The 13971-nt window shown below is 34.1% G+C and carries 24 protein-coding genes; all 24 read left to right on the plus strand.

Annotated elements, in window-relative coordinates; translation table 11 throughout:
• Window positions 1-12 precede the first annotated feature (12 nt).
• On the plus strand, window positions 13-303 hold the full coding sequence (gene rpsQ / locus ACLGLP_RS04655) for a 30S ribosomal protein S17 (RefSeq protein WP_492112123.1): 291 nt from the start codon (window positions 13-15) through the stop codon (window positions 301-303).
• Entirely contained in the window at window positions 300-668 is a 369-nt protein-coding gene (gene rplN / locus ACLGLP_RS04660) for a 50S ribosomal protein L14 (RefSeq protein WP_492112124.1), read from the plus strand. Before rpsQ ends, rplN begins: the two co-directional genes overlap by 4 nt.
• Before the next feature lie 33 nt (window positions 669-701).
• Window positions 702-1055: a 50S ribosomal protein L24 gene (gene rplX / locus ACLGLP_RS04665; RefSeq protein ID WP_492112125.1), complete on the plus strand. Its 354-nt coding sequence runs from the start codon at window positions 702-704 to the stop codon at window positions 1053-1055.
• Window positions 1056-1058: 3 nt separating this feature from the next.
• A complete protein-coding gene (rplE, locus tag ACLGLP_RS04670; RefSeq protein WP_492112126.1) occupies window positions 1059-1598 on the plus strand; it encodes a 50S ribosomal protein L5 in 540 nt (179 codons plus the stop codon).
• Between the two features lie 7 nt (window positions 1599-1605).
• Complete coding sequence (locus ACLGLP_RS04675) at window positions 1606-1791, plus strand: type Z 30S ribosomal protein S14 (RefSeq protein ID WP_013909566.1); 186 nt, start codon at window positions 1606-1608, stop codon at window positions 1789-1791.
• Window positions 1792-1804: 13 nt separating this feature from the next.
• Window positions 1805-2200, plus strand: a complete 396-nt coding sequence (gene rpsH / locus ACLGLP_RS04680; protein WP_492112127.1) for a 30S ribosomal protein S8 — start codon at window positions 1805-1807, stop codon at window positions 2198-2200.
• Between the two features lie 25 nt (window positions 2201-2225).
• Window positions 2226-2801 carry a 50S ribosomal protein L6 gene (gene rplF, locus ACLGLP_RS04685; RefSeq protein WP_492113730.1) on the plus strand — a complete coding sequence of 192 codons (576 nt, stop codon included), beginning with the start codon at window positions 2226-2228 and terminating at the stop codon, window positions 2799-2801.
• Window positions 2802-2817: 16 nt separating this feature from the next.
• Window positions 2818-3207, plus strand: a complete 390-nt coding sequence (rplR, locus tag ACLGLP_RS04690) for a 50S ribosomal protein L18 (RefSeq protein WP_492112128.1) — start codon at window positions 2818-2820, stop codon at window positions 3205-3207.
• 21 nt (window positions 3208-3228) lie between these two features.
• Window positions 3229-3732 carry a 30S ribosomal protein S5 gene (gene rpsE / locus ACLGLP_RS04695; protein ID WP_492112129.1) on the plus strand — a complete coding sequence of 168 codons (504 nt, stop codon included), beginning with the start codon at window positions 3229-3231 and terminating at the stop codon, window positions 3730-3732.
• Window positions 3732-3917: a 50S ribosomal protein L30 gene (gene rpmD / locus ACLGLP_RS04700; RefSeq protein WP_492112130.1), complete on the plus strand. Its 186-nt coding sequence runs from the start codon at window positions 3732-3734 to the stop codon at window positions 3915-3917. Before rpsE ends, rpmD begins: the two co-directional genes overlap by 1 nt.
• Window positions 3910-4371, plus strand: coding sequence for a 50S ribosomal protein L15 (rplO, locus tag ACLGLP_RS04705; RefSeq protein WP_492112131.1), 462 nt, complete (start codon window positions 3910-3912; stop codon window positions 4369-4371). Before rpmD ends, rplO begins: the two co-directional genes overlap by 8 nt.
• Before the next feature lie 20 nt (window positions 4372-4391).
• Entirely contained in the window at window positions 4392-5702 is a 1311-nt protein-coding gene (gene secY / locus ACLGLP_RS04710; protein WP_492112132.1) for a preprotein translocase subunit SecY, read from the plus strand.
• 16 nt (window positions 5703-5718) lie between these two features.
• Window positions 5719-6366 (plus strand): adenylate kinase, encoded by a 648-nt coding sequence (locus tag ACLGLP_RS04715; RefSeq protein ID WP_492112133.1) that lies wholly within the window; start codon window positions 5719-5721, stop codon window positions 6364-6366.
• A 1-nt stretch (window position 6367) separates the two neighbouring features.
• The gene (map, locus tag ACLGLP_RS04720; RefSeq protein WP_492112134.1) at window positions 6368-7141 is read left to right on the plus strand and encodes a type I methionyl aminopeptidase; all 774 of its coding nucleotides are present in this window, start codon (window positions 6368-6370) and stop codon (window positions 7139-7141) included.
• 5 nt (window positions 7142-7146) lie between these two features.
• Entirely contained in the window at window positions 7147-7389 is a 243-nt protein-coding gene (gene infA / locus ACLGLP_RS04725; RefSeq protein WP_492112135.1) for a translation initiation factor IF-1, read from the plus strand.
• A gap of 6 nt (window positions 7390-7395) precedes the next feature.
• Window positions 7396-7509 (plus strand): 50S ribosomal protein L36, encoded by a 114-nt coding sequence (gene rpmJ, locus ACLGLP_RS04730; protein ID WP_492112136.1) that lies wholly within the window; start codon window positions 7396-7398, stop codon window positions 7507-7509.
• Window positions 7510-7520: 11 nt separating this feature from the next.
• On the plus strand, window positions 7521-7892 hold the full coding sequence (gene rpsM / locus ACLGLP_RS04735) for a 30S ribosomal protein S13 (RefSeq protein ID WP_492112137.1): 372 nt from the start codon (window positions 7521-7523) through the stop codon (window positions 7890-7892).
• 13 nt (window positions 7893-7905) lie between these two features.
• The gene (gene rpsK / locus ACLGLP_RS04740; protein ID WP_492112138.1) at window positions 7906-8292 is read left to right on the plus strand and encodes a 30S ribosomal protein S11; all 387 of its coding nucleotides are present in this window, start codon (window positions 7906-7908) and stop codon (window positions 8290-8292) included.
• 26 nt (window positions 8293-8318) lie between these two features.
• Window positions 8319-8951, plus strand: coding sequence for a 30S ribosomal protein S4 (gene rpsD, locus ACLGLP_RS04745; RefSeq protein ID WP_492112139.1), 633 nt, complete (start codon window positions 8319-8321; stop codon window positions 8949-8951).
• Between the two features lie 42 nt (window positions 8952-8993).
• The gene (locus ACLGLP_RS04750; RefSeq protein WP_492112140.1) at window positions 8994-9956 is read left to right on the plus strand and encodes a DNA-directed RNA polymerase subunit alpha; all 963 of its coding nucleotides are present in this window, start codon (window positions 8994-8996) and stop codon (window positions 9954-9956) included.
• A 20-nt stretch (window positions 9957-9976) separates the two neighbouring features.
• Complete coding sequence (rplQ, locus tag ACLGLP_RS04755) at window positions 9977-10522, plus strand: 50S ribosomal protein L17 (RefSeq protein WP_492112141.1); 546 nt, start codon at window positions 9977-9979, stop codon at window positions 10520-10522.
• Between the two features lie 21 nt (window positions 10523-10543).
• Complete coding sequence (locus ACLGLP_RS04760) at window positions 10544-11992, plus strand: tRNA nucleotidyltransferase/poly(A) polymerase-related protein (RefSeq protein WP_492112142.1); 1449 nt, start codon at window positions 10544-10546, stop codon at window positions 11990-11992.
• A 74-nt stretch (window positions 11993-12066) separates the two neighbouring features.
• The gene (gene tig, locus ACLGLP_RS04765; RefSeq protein WP_492112143.1) at window positions 12067-13374 is read left to right on the plus strand and encodes a trigger factor; all 1308 of its coding nucleotides are present in this window, start codon (window positions 12067-12069) and stop codon (window positions 13372-13374) included.
• Between the two features lie 3 nt (window positions 13375-13377).
• The gene (clpP, locus tag ACLGLP_RS04770) at window positions 13378-13962 is read left to right on the plus strand and encodes an ATP-dependent Clp endopeptidase proteolytic subunit ClpP (RefSeq protein WP_492112144.1); all 585 of its coding nucleotides are present in this window, start codon (window positions 13378-13380) and stop codon (window positions 13960-13962) included.
• The last annotated feature ends 9 nt before the right edge of the window (window positions 13963-13971 follow it).

Genomic DNA, 13971 nt, shown 5'->3' on the forward strand with positions numbered 1-13971 from the left:
TAGGAGAAAATTATGGGTAGAAGAAAACAGTTTATAGGAACTGTGGTAAGTGACAAAATGGATAAAACAGTGGTAGTAATGGTGGAAACTCTGGTTAAGCATCCTTTATATGAAAAGTATGTAAGGAGAAGAAAAAAATACATGGCTCATGATGAAAATAACGAATGTAGAGTCGGGGATAAAGTTTTAATAGAAGAGACAAGACCACTTTCTCGCAGAAAGAGATGGAGAGTAAGGCAGATATTGGAAAGAGCAAAGGTTATAGAGAAAGAAGAGCTTCCTGAGGAGGGTGGTGAGTCATGATTCAGCAACAGACCTATTTAAATGTAGCTGATAATTCGGGGGCAAAAAGAATAATGTGTATTCGTGTATTAGGAGGATCTGGAAGAAGATATGGAACGGTAGGTGATATTATTGTAGCTTCTGTAAAAGAAGCTCTTCCTAATTCAAAGGTAAAAGAGGGAGATGTAGTGAGAGCAGTTATTGTAAGGACAAAAAAGGAGGTTTCAAGACCTGATGGAACGTATATTAGATTTGATGAAAATGCAGCGGTTCTTATTAATCAGTATAATGAACCTATAGGAACTCGTATATTTGGACCTGTGGCAAGGGAATTAAGAGCTAAAGGTTTTATGAAAATCATATCTTTAGCGCCAGAAGTGGTATAAAAAAAGAGGGGAAAGAACATGATTAGGAGAGGAATGAGCAAAAATTTACCTAAACCACACGAAGCAAAAGTTCACATAAGAAAAAATGATATAGTAGTAGTGATTGCTGGAAAAGATAAGGGTAAAATTGGGAAGGTGTTAAAAGTTTTTCCGAGAAGAGGAAGAGCAATAGTTGAGGGAGTAAATATTGTTAAAAAACATGTGAAACCTACTCCTTATAGTAGTGGAGGTATTATAGAAAAGCCAGCACCTATACATGTTTCAAATTTGATGATATACTGTCCCAAATGCCAGAGAGGTGTAAGAATAGGGAGAAAAATTCTTGAAGACGGTACAAAAGTACGAGTTTGTAAAAAATGTGGAGAAATAATTGAGGCAAAGGAGTAAGAAATGAGTTGGTTAAGAGATTATTATATTAACGAGGTAAGACCAAAACTTATGGAAAAATTTAATTATAAAAACATTCATGAAGTACCAAAAATTGAAAAAATATGTGTAAACATGGGTTTGGGAGAAGCAACAGTTAATCCTAAAATTATTGATCAAGCTTTAGTTGAACTTGCCCAAATAACAGGACAGAAGCCTAAAATTTGTAGAGCAAGAAAATCTATAGCTGGATTTAAGCTGAGAAAGGGAGTTCCCATTGGAGTTATGGTAACATTAAGAAGAAAAAGAATGTATGACTTTTTAGCAAGGCTTATTCATGTTGCTTTACCAAGGGTAAAAGACTTTAAAGGTCTTTCAAGATCTGGATTTGATGGAAGAGGTAATTATACTTTTGGTATAACTGATCATACAATTTTTCCAGAGGTAGATTTAAGTAAAGTTGAAAAAATAAAAGGTATGAGTGTAACCATAGTAACAACAGCTGAAACAGATGAAGAAGCTTATGAACTTTTAAAAGAATTAGGTATGCCATTTAGGAGGTAAAAACTAAATGCCAAGAAAAGCTCAAATAGAAAAAGCAAAAAGAGAACCTAAATTTAAAGTCAGAAAAAGAAATCGTTGTTCTATTTGTGGAAGACCAAGGGGATACATAAGAAGATTTGGGCTTTGTAGGATGTGTTTTAGAAAATTAGCTTCTGAGGGAAAAATTCCTGGAGTTAGAAAGGCAAGTTGGTAGGGGGATATAAAAGATGATGACAGATCCAATTGCTGATATGCTGATAAGAATAAAAAATGCTTCTATGGCAAGACATAAAAGTGTTATAGTGCCTGCTTCTAAAATAAAGTTAGAGATTGCAAGAATACTAAAAGAAGAAGGGTATATAGAGGATTTTAAGTATATTGAAGAAAAACCGCAAGCTAAAATAGAAATTTTTCTTAAGTATGATGAAAACAAGCGTCCTGTAATAGCAGGAGTAAAAAGAGTGAGTAAACCAGGAAGAAGGATATATAGAGGATATAGAAATCTGCCCAAGGTATTAGATGGTTTTGGAATTGCTATTGTTTCTACTTCTCAAGGGATTATGACTGATCACGAAGCAAGAAGAAGGAAAATTGGTGGGGAAGTTCTTTGTGAAATTTGGTAAAAAGGGGTGTTAAAAGATGGGAGAAGTGTCTCGTATAGGAAGAAAGCCTATTAAAATACCAAGTGGGGTTAAAGTTCAACTTAAAGAGGACGGAATTATTGAAGTAGAAGGACCAAAAGGCAAGCTAATAAAGAAACTTCCACCTTTAGTGAAAGTTAATATTGATAATGATATTATTACTGTTTCTCCGGAAGAAGTGAGAAAAAAGCTTAAAAAGAAAGCCAAAGCGTTTCAAGGATTAGCTAGATCATTAATAAATAATATGGTAATTGGAGTTACTGAAGGATTTAGAAAATCTTTGGATATTGTTGGACTTGGGTATAAAGCTGAGCTTAAGGGCCAAGAAATAATTTTTAGTTTGGGATATTCTCATTCTATAAATTTTAAATTACCAGAAGGAATTTCTGCTAAGGTTGAGAAGGGTAGTGGAGATGTTCAAGTAAGAGTTATTATTGAAGGTATAGACAAAGAGTTAGTTGGACAGGTTGCAGCAAATATTAGAAAACTTAGACCACCTGAGCCTTATAAAGGAAAGGGAATTAGATATACTGGAGAAGTAATTTACAGAAAAGCTGGTAAAACAGGAAAAGGTGCTAAATAAGTAAGGGAGTGGATTTATGGCAAAGCTTGAAAAACGCAAAAGAAAAGTGGAAGCAAGACTTAGGAGAAAAAAAAGGGTTAGGAAAAAGATTTTTGGAACTCCAGAAAGACCGAGGCTAAGTGTTTACAAAAGCTGTAAGCATATTTATGCTCAAATTATAGATGATACTATTGGGCATACTTTGGTTGCAGCCTCCTCGTTATCTCCTGAAATTAGGGAAAAAATAGAGGAATTAAAGAAAAAGGGTGGAAAAACTGAGGTAGCAAGAGCAGTTGGAGAATTGATAGCTAAAAAGGCATTAGAAAAAGGGATTAAAAAGGTTTGTTTTGACAGAGGTGGATTTAAATATCATGGAAGAATTAAAGCTCTGGCTGATGCTGCAAGAGCAGCAGGATTAGAATTTTAAATTTTGAAGGAGGTTTGAGCTTTGGCTAAGGTAGGAGAAGAACTTATAGAAAAAATTATAATGATAAATAGGGTAACTAAGGTAACTAAGGGTGGAAAAAAGTTAAGATTTTCAGCCTTGGTAGTGGTGGGAGATGGTAAGGGAAAAGTGGGTTATGGTTTGGGTAAGGCATCTGAGGTGCCAGATGCCATAAGAAAAGCTATAGAAAAAGCTAAAAAGAATATGATTAATGTTCCGATTGTGCATGGAACCATCCCTCATACTATAATGACTAAATTTGCTGCAACAAGAGTTTTATTAAAGCCTGCCCGTTCTGGAACTGGTGTTATAGCAGGTGGAACAGTTCGTGCTATTATGGATGCTGCAGGAATAACAGATGTAGTGACCAAATGTATAGGTAGCAGCAATCCTCATAATCTTGTTAAGGCAACTTTTAAAGCTTTGTCTCAACTTCAAAGCATAGATTATGTGGCTAAAAAAAGAGGAAAAAGTATTGAAGAAATTTTAGCACAGGTGAGGTCATAATGAAGAGGTTAAAAATTACCTTAGTAAGAAGCAAGTACGGAAGAAAACCTGATCAGAGAGAGACCTTAAAAGGGCTTGGACTTAGAAAAATTGGTCAGAGTGTGATTAGGGAAGATAATCCTATGATAAGAGGTATGATAAGGAAAGTGGAACACTTGGTAAAAGTGGAGGAGTTAAATGAGTGAACTTATAACGCTTGAAAATTTAAAACCCTTTCCTGGTTCAAAACATAGAAAAAAGAGAGTAGGAAGAGGTCATGGTTCTGGTCATGGAAAGACTTCCTGCAGAGGGCATAAAGGGCAAAAGGCAAGAAAGTCTCCAGACATTGCTCCATGGTTTGAAGGTGGACAAACTCCTATTATAAGAAGACTACCTAAGAGGGGATTTAAAAATCCTTTTAAAATAGAATATAGAGTAATAAATATAAAAGACCTAGTAAAAAAGTTTAAGGCAAATGAGGTAGTAGATCCTAACAGTTTGAAGGAGAAAGGGCTTTTAAAAGGGAAAAATAAACTCGTTAAGCTTTTAGGAGAAGGGGAGATAGATTTTCCTTTAATTGTAAGGGTAAATGCTATCTCTCGTTCAGCAAAGGAAAAGATTGAAAAAGCTGGTGGTAAAGTAGAAATAATTAAGGTTTAGTTTTTGAGGAAAAATTTAGGGTGAATACTCGAGAAAATCTTTTAAGCCTAGCAAATATTCCAGAACTAAAAAGAAGGCTTTTTTATTTATTTCTCGGTCTTGCAATATATCGTTTTGCTGTTCACATTCCAACTCCTGGAATTAATGGGGAAGCCTTTTTAAGTCTTTTTAAACAGGCAAGTGGAACACTTTTTGGTTTTTTAGATATTTTTTCAGGGGGTGCATTAAGAAGATTTTCTGTTTGTGCTCTTGGAGTAATGCCTTATATCAGTGCTTCCATCATTTTACAGTTAATGACGGTAGTATATCCCTCTATAAAAGAATTATATAAAGAAGGACCAGAGGGAAAAAGAAAATTGGCTTATTATACTCGTTATTTGACGGTTGTTATCTGTTTAATACAGGGATTTGGTATATCCTTGGGATTAGAAAGAATGACAGCTCCCAACGGAATTCCTATAGTAAGTGAACCAGGGTGGCTTTTTAGAATAACTACCATGATAAGTTTGACTGCAGGAACTATGTTTCTCGTATGGTTGGGAGAGCAAATGACCGAACATGGAATAGGAAATGGGATTTCTGTAATAATATTTGCTGGAATAGTGGCAGGTATTTTTCCAGCTATATCAAGAACCCTTAAATTTGTTCAGACTGGGGAGTTTTCGGTTTTTTCTTTATTTTTAATACTTGGTTTGATAATAGGAATTTTAGCCTTTACATGTTTTATGGAATTAGCTCAGAGAAGAATTCCCATACATTATGCAAAAAGACAGGTGGGGCGTCAAATAGTAGGTGGGCAAAGTACATATTTACCTTTAAAAGTAAATACTGCAGGTGTTATTCCTCCTATATTTGCCTCTTCAATTTTAATGTTTCCTGCAACCATAGCCAACTTCGTTCCCATAGAATATTTTCAGAAAATATCTGCCTTTTTAAGACCAGGTGCTATATTTTATGAAATTGTTTTTGCTCTTTTAATTATCTTTTTTTGTTATTTTTATACTGCTGTTATCTTTAATCCTAAGGAAGTAGCTGACAATCTGAAAAAATGGGGTGGATTTATTCCAGGAATAAGACCTGGCAAAGCAACTGAAGAATTTATTGACAAAGTCTTAGCAAGGATAACTCTTATAGGTGCTCTATATATAGCCTTTATCTGTGTTTTACCAAGTTTTTTAATTACTAAGCTTAATCTTCCTTTTTATTTTGGTGGAACTTCGCTTTTGATTGTAGTTGGTGTTGCTTTAGATATAATGGGGAACATTGAAGCTCATTTACTTACTCGTCAATATGAGACCTTTATAAAACAGAGCAAAATAAAAATTAGATAAAGTAAGGAGGTGTGCTATGAATATTATATTTTTAGGACCTCCAGGAGCAGGTAAAGGGACACAAGCAAAAATTTTAGTAGAAAAATATGGAATTCCCCAAATTTCAACAGGAGACATGTTGAGAGAGCATGTGGCTAAGGGAACTGAGCTGGGTGTTAAAGCCAAGGAATATATGGAAAAGGGACAGCTTGTTCCAGATGAAATTATTTTAAGCATGGTGAAGGAAAGACTTAGTCAACCTGATGCTCAAAAGGGTTTCATTCTTGATGGTTTCCCGAGAACAGTTGCTCAGGCTGAAGCTTTGGATAAGATGTTAGAAGAAATGGGTAAAAAAATAGAATTCGTGCTTGCTCTTATAGTTCCTGATGAGGAGTTAGTGACAAGGCTTACAGGAAGAAGAACTTGTAAAAATTGTGGAATGATGTATCATATAAAATTTAAACCTCCAAAGGTAGAAGGAAAATGTGATGTTTGTGGAGGCGAATTATATCAAAGACCTGACGATAATGAAGAAACAGTAAGGAATAGACTGAAAGTTTATCACGAACAAACAGCACCCCTTATTGAATATTACAGAAAGAAAGGTGTATTATTTGAAGTTGATGGTAGCAAAAGCATTGAAGAAATTACAAATCAACTTATTAATATTTTAGAGAAAAAATAAGTTGTTTAGAAAGTTTTTAGGTAACAGACCCATTTTAAAGAATAAGTGGGAGATAGAGATATTAAGAAAAGCTAATGCTATTGTAATGGAGGTTTTGCTTACCCTAAAGGAAGAAGTAAAACCTGGAAAAAGCACTTTTGAATTTGAAGAGATAGCTTTAAAACTTTGTGAAAAAAAAGGAGTTATACCAGCGTTTAAAGGATATAGAGGATATCCTTATGCAGTTTGTGTATCTGTGAATGAAGTAGTTGTGCATGGGATGCCTAAGAAAGAATTAGTGCTTAAAGAAGGAGACATAGTGAGTTTTGATTTTGGAGTTATATACGAGGGATATGTAGGAGACGCTGCCTTAACAGTGGGAGTAGGAGAAATTTCAGAGGAAGCAAAGAAGCTCATTAAAGTGACAGAAGAAGCGCTTTACAAGGGTATTGAAAAAGCTCATTTTGGTAATAGAATAGGAGATATTTCAAGTGCTATACAAAGACATGTTGAGGCACATGGATTTAATGTTATTAGAGAATTTACAGGACATGGAGTAGGAAGACAATTACATGAGCCACCTGAGGTTCCTAATTTTGGGAAACCTGGTAAAGGTCCAAAAATAGAAATAGGAATGGTTTTGGCGATAGAACCTATGGTTTCAGCAGGAGATTATAGAGTAGAAATTTTAGAAGATGGATGGACTGCAGTAACAAAAGATAGAAGTTTAGCAGCCCATTTTGAGCATTCTGTTGCTATAACTCCACAGGGGCCAGAAATTTTATCAAGGATTTAAAAGATATGCCTAAGGAAGATGTAATTCTTTTGGAAGGGAAGGTTATAGAGGCTTTACCTAATGCCATGTTTAGAGTTGAGCTTGAGACAGGAAATAAGGTTTTAGCTCATATTTCTGGGAAAATAAGGATGCATTATATAAGGATATTGCCTGGAGATACTGTAGTAGTAGAGCTTTCTCCTTATGATTTAACAAGAGGAAGAATAGTTTACAGAGGATCAAAAAAAGACTACGAAAAGGGGAGGTAGAGGTTTATGAAAGTTAGCCCTTCTGTTAAGAAAAGATGTAGAAAGTGTAAAATAATAAGAAGAAAGGGGGTTGTGAGAGTCATTTGTGAGATACCTAAGCATAAGCAGAGACAAGGTTAGGAGGGATAAACATGCCCAAGATTGCAGGAGTAGATATTCCTGAAAATAAACCAGCAGAGATAGCTTTAACTTACATTTATGGAATAGGAAGAACCCTTGCGCAGAAGGTTTTATCTAAGGCTGGAGTAGATTGGTTTAAAAAGATAAAGGATTTAACAGAAGAGGAGTTAAATAGAATTAGGCAAATAATTGAAAAAGAATACAAAGTAGAGGGAGATTTAAGAAAAGAGGTTAGGCAAAATATTCAAAGGCTTATATCTATTGGATGTTACAGAGGATTGAGGCATAAGATGGGGCTTCCAGTAAGAGGGCAAAGAACAAGATCTAATGCCCGAACTTGGAAAGGACCGAGACCTGGTTCATTAAGAAGAAAGAAAAAATAGGGAGGTTTGAAAAGTGGCACGCCAAAAGACAAAAAAGAAGAAGGTTAAAAAGACCGTTACTGAAGGGATTATTCATATTCATTCAACCTTTAATAATACTATTGTAACTATAACTGACAGACAGGGAAATACGATTGCATGGGCAAGTGGTGGAACAGAGGGGTTTAAGGGAACAAGGAAAGGAACACCCTTTGCTGCTCAGTTAGCAGTTCAATCAGCTTTAAAGAAAGCTCAGGCTTATGGTTTAAAAGAAGCCTGGGTTTATGTAAAAGGTCCCGGACCTGGGAGAGAGGCAGCTTTAAGAGCCTTACAAGGATCAGGAATTAAAATTACCCTTATTAAGGATGTAACGCCTATTCCTCATGATGGGTGTCGTCCACCTAAAAGAAGAAGGGTTTAAAATTTTTGTAAAGGAGGGAAATTAAGGTGGCAAGGTATACCGGACCAAAATGCCGACTTTGTAGAAGAGAAGGAATGAAATTATTTTTGAAGGGTGAGAGATGTTATACTGATAAGTGTGCTTTTGAAAGAAGAAGTTATCCTCCTGGTCAGCACGGACCTCAGCAAATAAGAGTTAAACTTTCTGACTATGGAATTCGTTTAAGAGAAAAACAAAAAGTAAAAAGAATTTACGGTATTTCAGAAAAACAGATGAGAAGATATTATGAAATGGCAACCAAAATGCCTGGACAAGCCGGTCACAATCTTTTACAACTTCTTGAGAGAAGACTTGACAATGTGGTTTATAGATTAGGGTTTGCAGTATCTCGTGCTCAGGCAAGACAATATGTAAATCACGGATTTTTTAAAGTAAATGGCAAGAATGTAGATATCCCCTCTTATCTTGTTAAACCAGGAGATGTTATAGAACTTAAGGAAAAATATAAAAATAATCCTCAAATTCTTGAATCCCTGGAAACAGTAATGAGAAGAGGAATTCCATCATGGCTTGAGCTTGATACAGAAAACTTCAAAGGTATAGTTAAAAGTCTTCCTACCAGAGAAGATATTACCATGCCTATCCAGGAAAGCTATATTATTGAGTTCTATTCTAAATAATTTTGTAAAAAATCTTTAAATTTAAAAGAGGGTTAAAAACCTATGAGAAAAGAAGTTGAATTAATTAAACCAGAAGAAATTAAAGTTCACAAGGATAGTCAATTTCCTTTTTATGGAAAGTTCATAATAGAACCCTTAGAAAGGGGATATGGAATAACTCTTGGCAATGCCTTGAGAAGGGTTTTACTTTCTTCTATTCCTGGTTATGCTATTACAGAGGTAAGAATAGAAGGTGCCCCACACGAATTTACAAGTCTTCCTGGTGTAATAGAAGATGTTTCTGAAATAATTCTTAATCTTAAAGGAGTAAGATTTAAACTTAACGGAGAAGGTCCATTTTATTTCAGACTTGAAAAAACAGGAGAAGGAGAGGTTAAAGCAGGAGACATTAAAATAAACAAAGAAGGTGAAATTGCCAATCCAGATCATCACATTGCTACCTTAACCAAGGATGGAAAGCTTTTTATGGAATTAAAGGTGGAAAAGGGAAGAGGGTATGTTCCTGCAGAATATACCAAAAATAATGAAATAGGGGTAATTTTGGTAGATGCCATATTTTCTCCTATAACCAAAGTGAATTTTACTGTAGGGCAGGCTCGTGTAGGTAAAAGTAGTGATTATGACAGTTTGGTAATGGAAATTTATACAGATGGAACGATAGATCCTAAGGAAGCCCTTATTCAGGCTGCAAGGATTTTGATAGAACATTTTATGATATTTTTAAAAGGAGAAAGCATATCTCTGGAGACTGCAGCTGAGGCTACTCCTATAAACAATTTATTAAACATGAAGATAGAAGAACTTGAACTTTCAGGAAGAGCATATAATTGTCTTAAAAACGCTGGTATAAACTATGTTGGACAATTGGTGCAGAAAACAGAAACGGAACTTCTTAAATTAAGAAGCTTTGGTAAAAAATCCTTAGATGAGATTATAGAAAAGCTCTCTAAATTAAATTTAAGACTTGGAATGACAGATATTAAATGGAAGCCATCTAAGGATTAATAAAAAGGGGAGAGGAGAAGATGAGACACAGAAAAGTGAGTAGAAGGCTTGGAAGAGATTCAGAGCATCATAAAGCAATTTTGAGAAATATGGTAACAGATCTTTTCAAACACGGGAGAATTACTACAACCTTAGCTAAAGCAAAAGAACTGAGAAGAATAGCTGATAAAATGCTTACTCTTGCCAAAAGAGGAGATCTTGCTTCAAGAAGAAAGGCTTTAGCTTTTATAAGAGATAAAGAAGTTGTTAGAAAACTTTTTAATGAATTAAGAGAAAAATACTTAGACAGACCAGGGGGATATACCAGAGTTATAAAGGTTGGTCCAAGAAGGGGAGATGCTTCAATGATGGCTATTGTAGAACTGGTTGAAGAAAAAATAACTACTAAAGGTTCAAAGATTAAAAAAGAAAGATTAAAAAAAATTGTAGAATTTATTGAAAGAAAAAAGAGAGAATATGGTTTAATAAAAGAAGCCCCTTCTGAAAAAAAAGCAGAAGAAAATAAAGTAGAAGAAATCTCTCAACCTGAAACTTCTTCTCAAGAAGAAAAAAGAGAGTCTGAGTAGAATCCAAAATTTTTGCCATGAATGTTATTAGAATTTAACGAAACATCAAGGGATAGGTTTTTTAATCTTCTCGATTTTCCTCAAAAAGAATTAATTATATCATTTTTGAGAAAATTCAAAAATAGAAAAGATTTTTTTGTAACAGGAGGCTCAGTAAGAGCCTTATTTACTTTAGAGAAAATTACTGATCTTGATCTAACAGTCAAAGAAGATATCACATTTTTAGTAAATTTTGCTCAGATATATCTCAAATATAACTATGTTCCACTTGCCCCAGAATTAGGTATATATAGACTTGCAAAAGGTAAAAATACTATAGATTTTACTAAGTTTAGAGGAGAAACAATAGAAGAAGATTTAAAAAAAAGAGATTTTACCTTTAATGCAATGGCTATTCCTGTAAGTTCCCTTTTTGAGAATAAACTTCTTATTTTTGATCCACTTTCTGGTTATAAAGATTTAAAAGAGGGAATTATAAGAGCAATTAGTGAAGAAAACATAGTAGAAGATCCTTTAAGAATTTTAAGAGGTTATAGATTTTTTGCTTATGGTTTCGGAATTATAGAAGAAAATACAAGAAAGCTTTTTCGTATTCACAAACATAAAATAAACTGGTGTGCTAAAGAAAGGATTTTACAAGAACTTCTGTATATTTTAACTACATTTAAATCCTTTGAAACCTTTAGACTAATGAATGAAGACGGTGTATTGAAAGAGCTTTTTCCTCATTTAGAGTCAGCAAAGGGTGTTCCTCAGCCCTCTTTCCATCACTTAGATGTGGAAGGGCATCTTTTCGAAGCACTTAAATGGGCTGAGGAGATATTAAAAGATCCGAAAAAATATCTGGGGATTGAAAAAACAGAAGATATGGAAGATGAGGAATTTGTTGTATCTGTAAAACTTGCAAGTCTTTTTCATGATCTTGGTAAAGCTTATACTTTTGATTTTAAAGATAGGATTACTTTTTATGGGCATGAAAAGGTTTCAGCTGAGCTTTTTAAAGAGATGGCAGAAAGATTGAGATTTAAAAAGAGTTTAATTAATAAAATTTGTCTTCTTATAAAAAACCACATGAGACCATTTCATTTGTTAAATGAAAAGGAAAAAGGAAGGCTCACCTTGAGGGCTAAGAGAAATTTAATAAGAGATATACCTTATTTAAGAGAACTTTTTGTAGTTTGTATGGCAGATTCTTTCGCAAGCCAGGGACCTGATAAAGAGCCAAATTACGAGGAACGCCTAAAAGTATTTTTTCATGAAATTTTTGAATTAAAAGATGCCTTAGAAAAAGAGACACAAAAAAAGAGGCTTATTACTGGTTATGATTTGATAGAGCTTGGGTTTAAACCAGGACCAGTGTTTAAAGAAATTTTGCAGGATGTAGAACTTCAAGTTTTGGAAAATAAACTTAAAACTAAAGAAGAAGCTATTGAATATGTAAAAAAGAAATATAGTAGACACAAGTTTTGAAAGCTTAGCTAAACTTGTAAATTTTTAAATTTAAGGTAAGGTAAAGTAAAAAATTGGAGGAGGAGAAAGAAGGTATGAAGGTGGAATTGCAGGATTTAAGCGAAGTTGAGAAGATTTTAACGGTAGAGGTCCCTCAAGAAAAAGTAAATGAAGTAATTAGAAAAATTACTGAAGAGATTAGAAAAAAAGCAAGGATTAAAGGTTTTAGAGAAGGAAAAGTTCCGGTTTATCTTGTTAAAAAGTTTTTCAAAGAAGAAATTGAAGAAAAAAGTATATCAAAAATTATAGAGGATACTCTTGGCGAGGCTATTAAGGAAATGAAGATTGAACCTCTTCTGAGACCGAGAGTGGAAAAACTTGGAGAGCTAAAAGAAGGTGAACCTTTTAATTATTCGGTTTTAGTAGAGATAAGACCAGAAATTAATATAAAAAGGGAAGATTATGTTGGAGTAGAGGTTGAAAGAGAACCAGACGAAATAGAGGAAGAAGAGGTAGAGAGGATTTTAAATGAATTTAGGTATTCTTTTTCAGAGTTAGAAAGAGTTGAAAAGGATGAAGCAATTAAAGAAAGGTATGTAGCAGTTATTAAGTTTTCTGCATACGATGGAGAAGAACTTATACCTGGGCATCAAGCAGAGGCTTTATTTATAGATGTAGGGACAGGAGAATTTAATGAAAAAGTAGAAAACGAATTAATTGGGAAAAAAGAAGGAGATAGGTTTAGTGTAGAAGTAGAATATCCAGAAGATGGGCTAAATCCTCTTCTTGCTGGTAAAAGAGTGAGGTATGAAATAGAAGTAAAAGAGGTTTATAAAAGAAAGTTACAAGAGTTGACTGATGAGTTTGTTAAAGGGTTAAACATGGGTTTTGAAGGGGTTTCTGCTCTCAGAGAAAGTATAAGAAAGAGGCTTTTAGAAGAGAAAAAAAGAAGGAATGAAAATAAATTTAGAGAAAAACTTCTTGAGAAAATTTTAGAAAAAGTAGATTTCAAAGTACCTGCCCGATATGTGGAGTTAAAGATGTATCAATTGTTAGAGCAAATAAAGGAAGGTCTTGAAAGAGATGGATTAAGTTTTGAAAAGTTTAATATTTCTATTGATAAATTAAAGGAAAGACTTCAGCCTATTGCTGAAAGACAGGCAAAAGAGGAATTACTTTTGGAAAAGATAGCCGAACTCGAAAATATTGAAATTCCACAGGAGGAGATAGATAAAACTGTAGAGAGTATTTCTAAGGGTTTGAAAATTTCTTTAGCACAGGCACGCGGAATTGTTTATTTTAATATACTTCCCAAAAAATTGGCAGAAAAGACCTTGCAATTTTTAGTAAATAATGCTAAACCTATAATTAAAGAAAAAACAGAGGAAAAGAAGGAGAATTAAAGTATGGCATTTTATGTACCGATAGTAATAGAACAGACAGGTAGAACTGAAAGAGCCTATGATATATATTCCCGCCTTTTAAAAGAAAGGATTGTTTTTATAGGCACTACTATAGATGAAAATGTGGCTAATTTAGTTATAGCTCAGCTTTTGTATTTAGAAGCTGAAGACCCTGACAAAGACATTATGCTTTATATTAATTCTCCAGGTGGATTGGTAACAGCGGGTCTTGCAATTTATGATACGATTCAGTATATAAAACCAGATGTATGTACTATTTGTGTGGGGCAGGCTGCAAGTATGGCAGCAGTTCTTTTAGCAGCGGGAACTAAAGGTAAAAGATACGCACTTCGTCATTCAAGAATAATGCTTCATCAACCAATTGGTGCTTTTCAGGGGCAGGCTACAGAAGTTGAAATTCAAGCAAAAGAAATTCTGCGCTTAAGAGAAATACTTAACGAGATTTTGTCTAAACACACTGGACAACCAAAGGAAAAAATTGCTCGGGATACAGAAAGGGATTTTTATATGTCTGCTGAAGAAGCTTTAGAATATGGAATTATTGATAAAATATTAATAACAAGGTAGGAGATGAAA

The sequence above is a fragment of the Caldimicrobium sp. SLHALR3 genome (genome assembly GCF_058692735.1).

Bases quoted from the DNA above. Each gene is read 5' to 3' on its own strand.
- rpmD (WP_492112130.1), top strand. From the start codon at position 3,732: ATGAAGAGGTTAAAAATTACCTTAGTAAGAAGCAAGTACGGAAGAAAA.
- rplX (WP_492112125.1), top strand. From the start codon at position 702: ATGAGCAAAAATTTACCTAAACCACACGAAGCAAAAGTTCACATAAGA.
- ACLGLP_RS04675 (WP_013909566.1), top strand. From the start codon at position 1,606: ATGCCAAGAAAAGCTCAAATAGAAAAAGCAAAAAGAGAACCTAAATTT.
- rplE (WP_492112126.1), top strand. From the start codon at position 1,059: ATGAGTTGGTTAAGAGATTATTATATTAACGAGGTAAGACCAAAACTT.
- rplQ (WP_492112141.1), top strand. From the start codon at position 9,977: ATGAGACACAGAAAAGTGAGTAGAAGGCTTGGAAGAGATTCAGAGCAT.
- rplO (WP_492112131.1), top strand. From the start codon at position 3,910: ATGAGTGAACTTATAACGCTTGAAAATTTAAAACCCTTTCCTGGTTCA.
- ACLGLP_RS04750 (WP_492112140.1), top strand. From the start codon at position 8,994: ATGAGAAAAGAAGTTGAATTAATTAAACCAGAAGAAATTAAAGTTCAC.
- rplN (WP_492112124.1), top strand. From the start codon at position 300: ATGATTCAGCAACAGACCTATTTAAATGTAGCTGATAATTCGGGGGCA.
- rpsH (WP_492112127.1), top strand. From the start codon at position 1,805: ATGATGACAGATCCAATTGCTGATATGCTGATAAGAATAAAAAATGCT.
- rplR (WP_492112128.1), top strand. From the start codon at position 2,818: ATGGCAAAGCTTGAAAAACGCAAAAGAAAAGTGGAAGCAAGACTTAGG.
- rpmJ (WP_492112136.1), top strand. From the start codon at position 7,396: ATGAAAGTTAGCCCTTCTGTTAAGAAAAGATGTAGAAAGTGTAAAATA.
- tig (WP_492112143.1), top strand. From the start codon at position 12,067: ATGAAGGTGGAATTGCAGGATTTAAGCGAAGTTGAGAAGATTTTAACG.
- infA (WP_492112135.1), top strand. From the start codon at position 7,147: ATGCCTAAGGAAGATGTAATTCTTTTGGAAGGGAAGGTTATAGAGGCT.
- rpsQ (WP_492112123.1), top strand. From the start codon at position 13: ATGGGTAGAAGAAAACAGTTTATAGGAACTGTGGTAAGTGACAAAATG.
- clpP (WP_492112144.1), top strand. From the start codon at position 13,378: ATGGCATTTTATGTACCGATAGTAATAGAACAGACAGGTAGAACTGAA.
- ACLGLP_RS04760 (WP_492112142.1), top strand. From the start codon at position 10,544: ATGTTATTAGAATTTAACGAAACATCAAGGGATAGGTTTTTTAATCTT.
- ACLGLP_RS04715 (WP_492112133.1), top strand. From the start codon at position 5,719: ATGAATATTATATTTTTAGGACCTCCAGGAGCAGGTAAAGGGACACAA.
- rpsM (WP_492112137.1), top strand. From the start codon at position 7,521: ATGCCCAAGATTGCAGGAGTAGATATTCCTGAAAATAAACCAGCAGAG.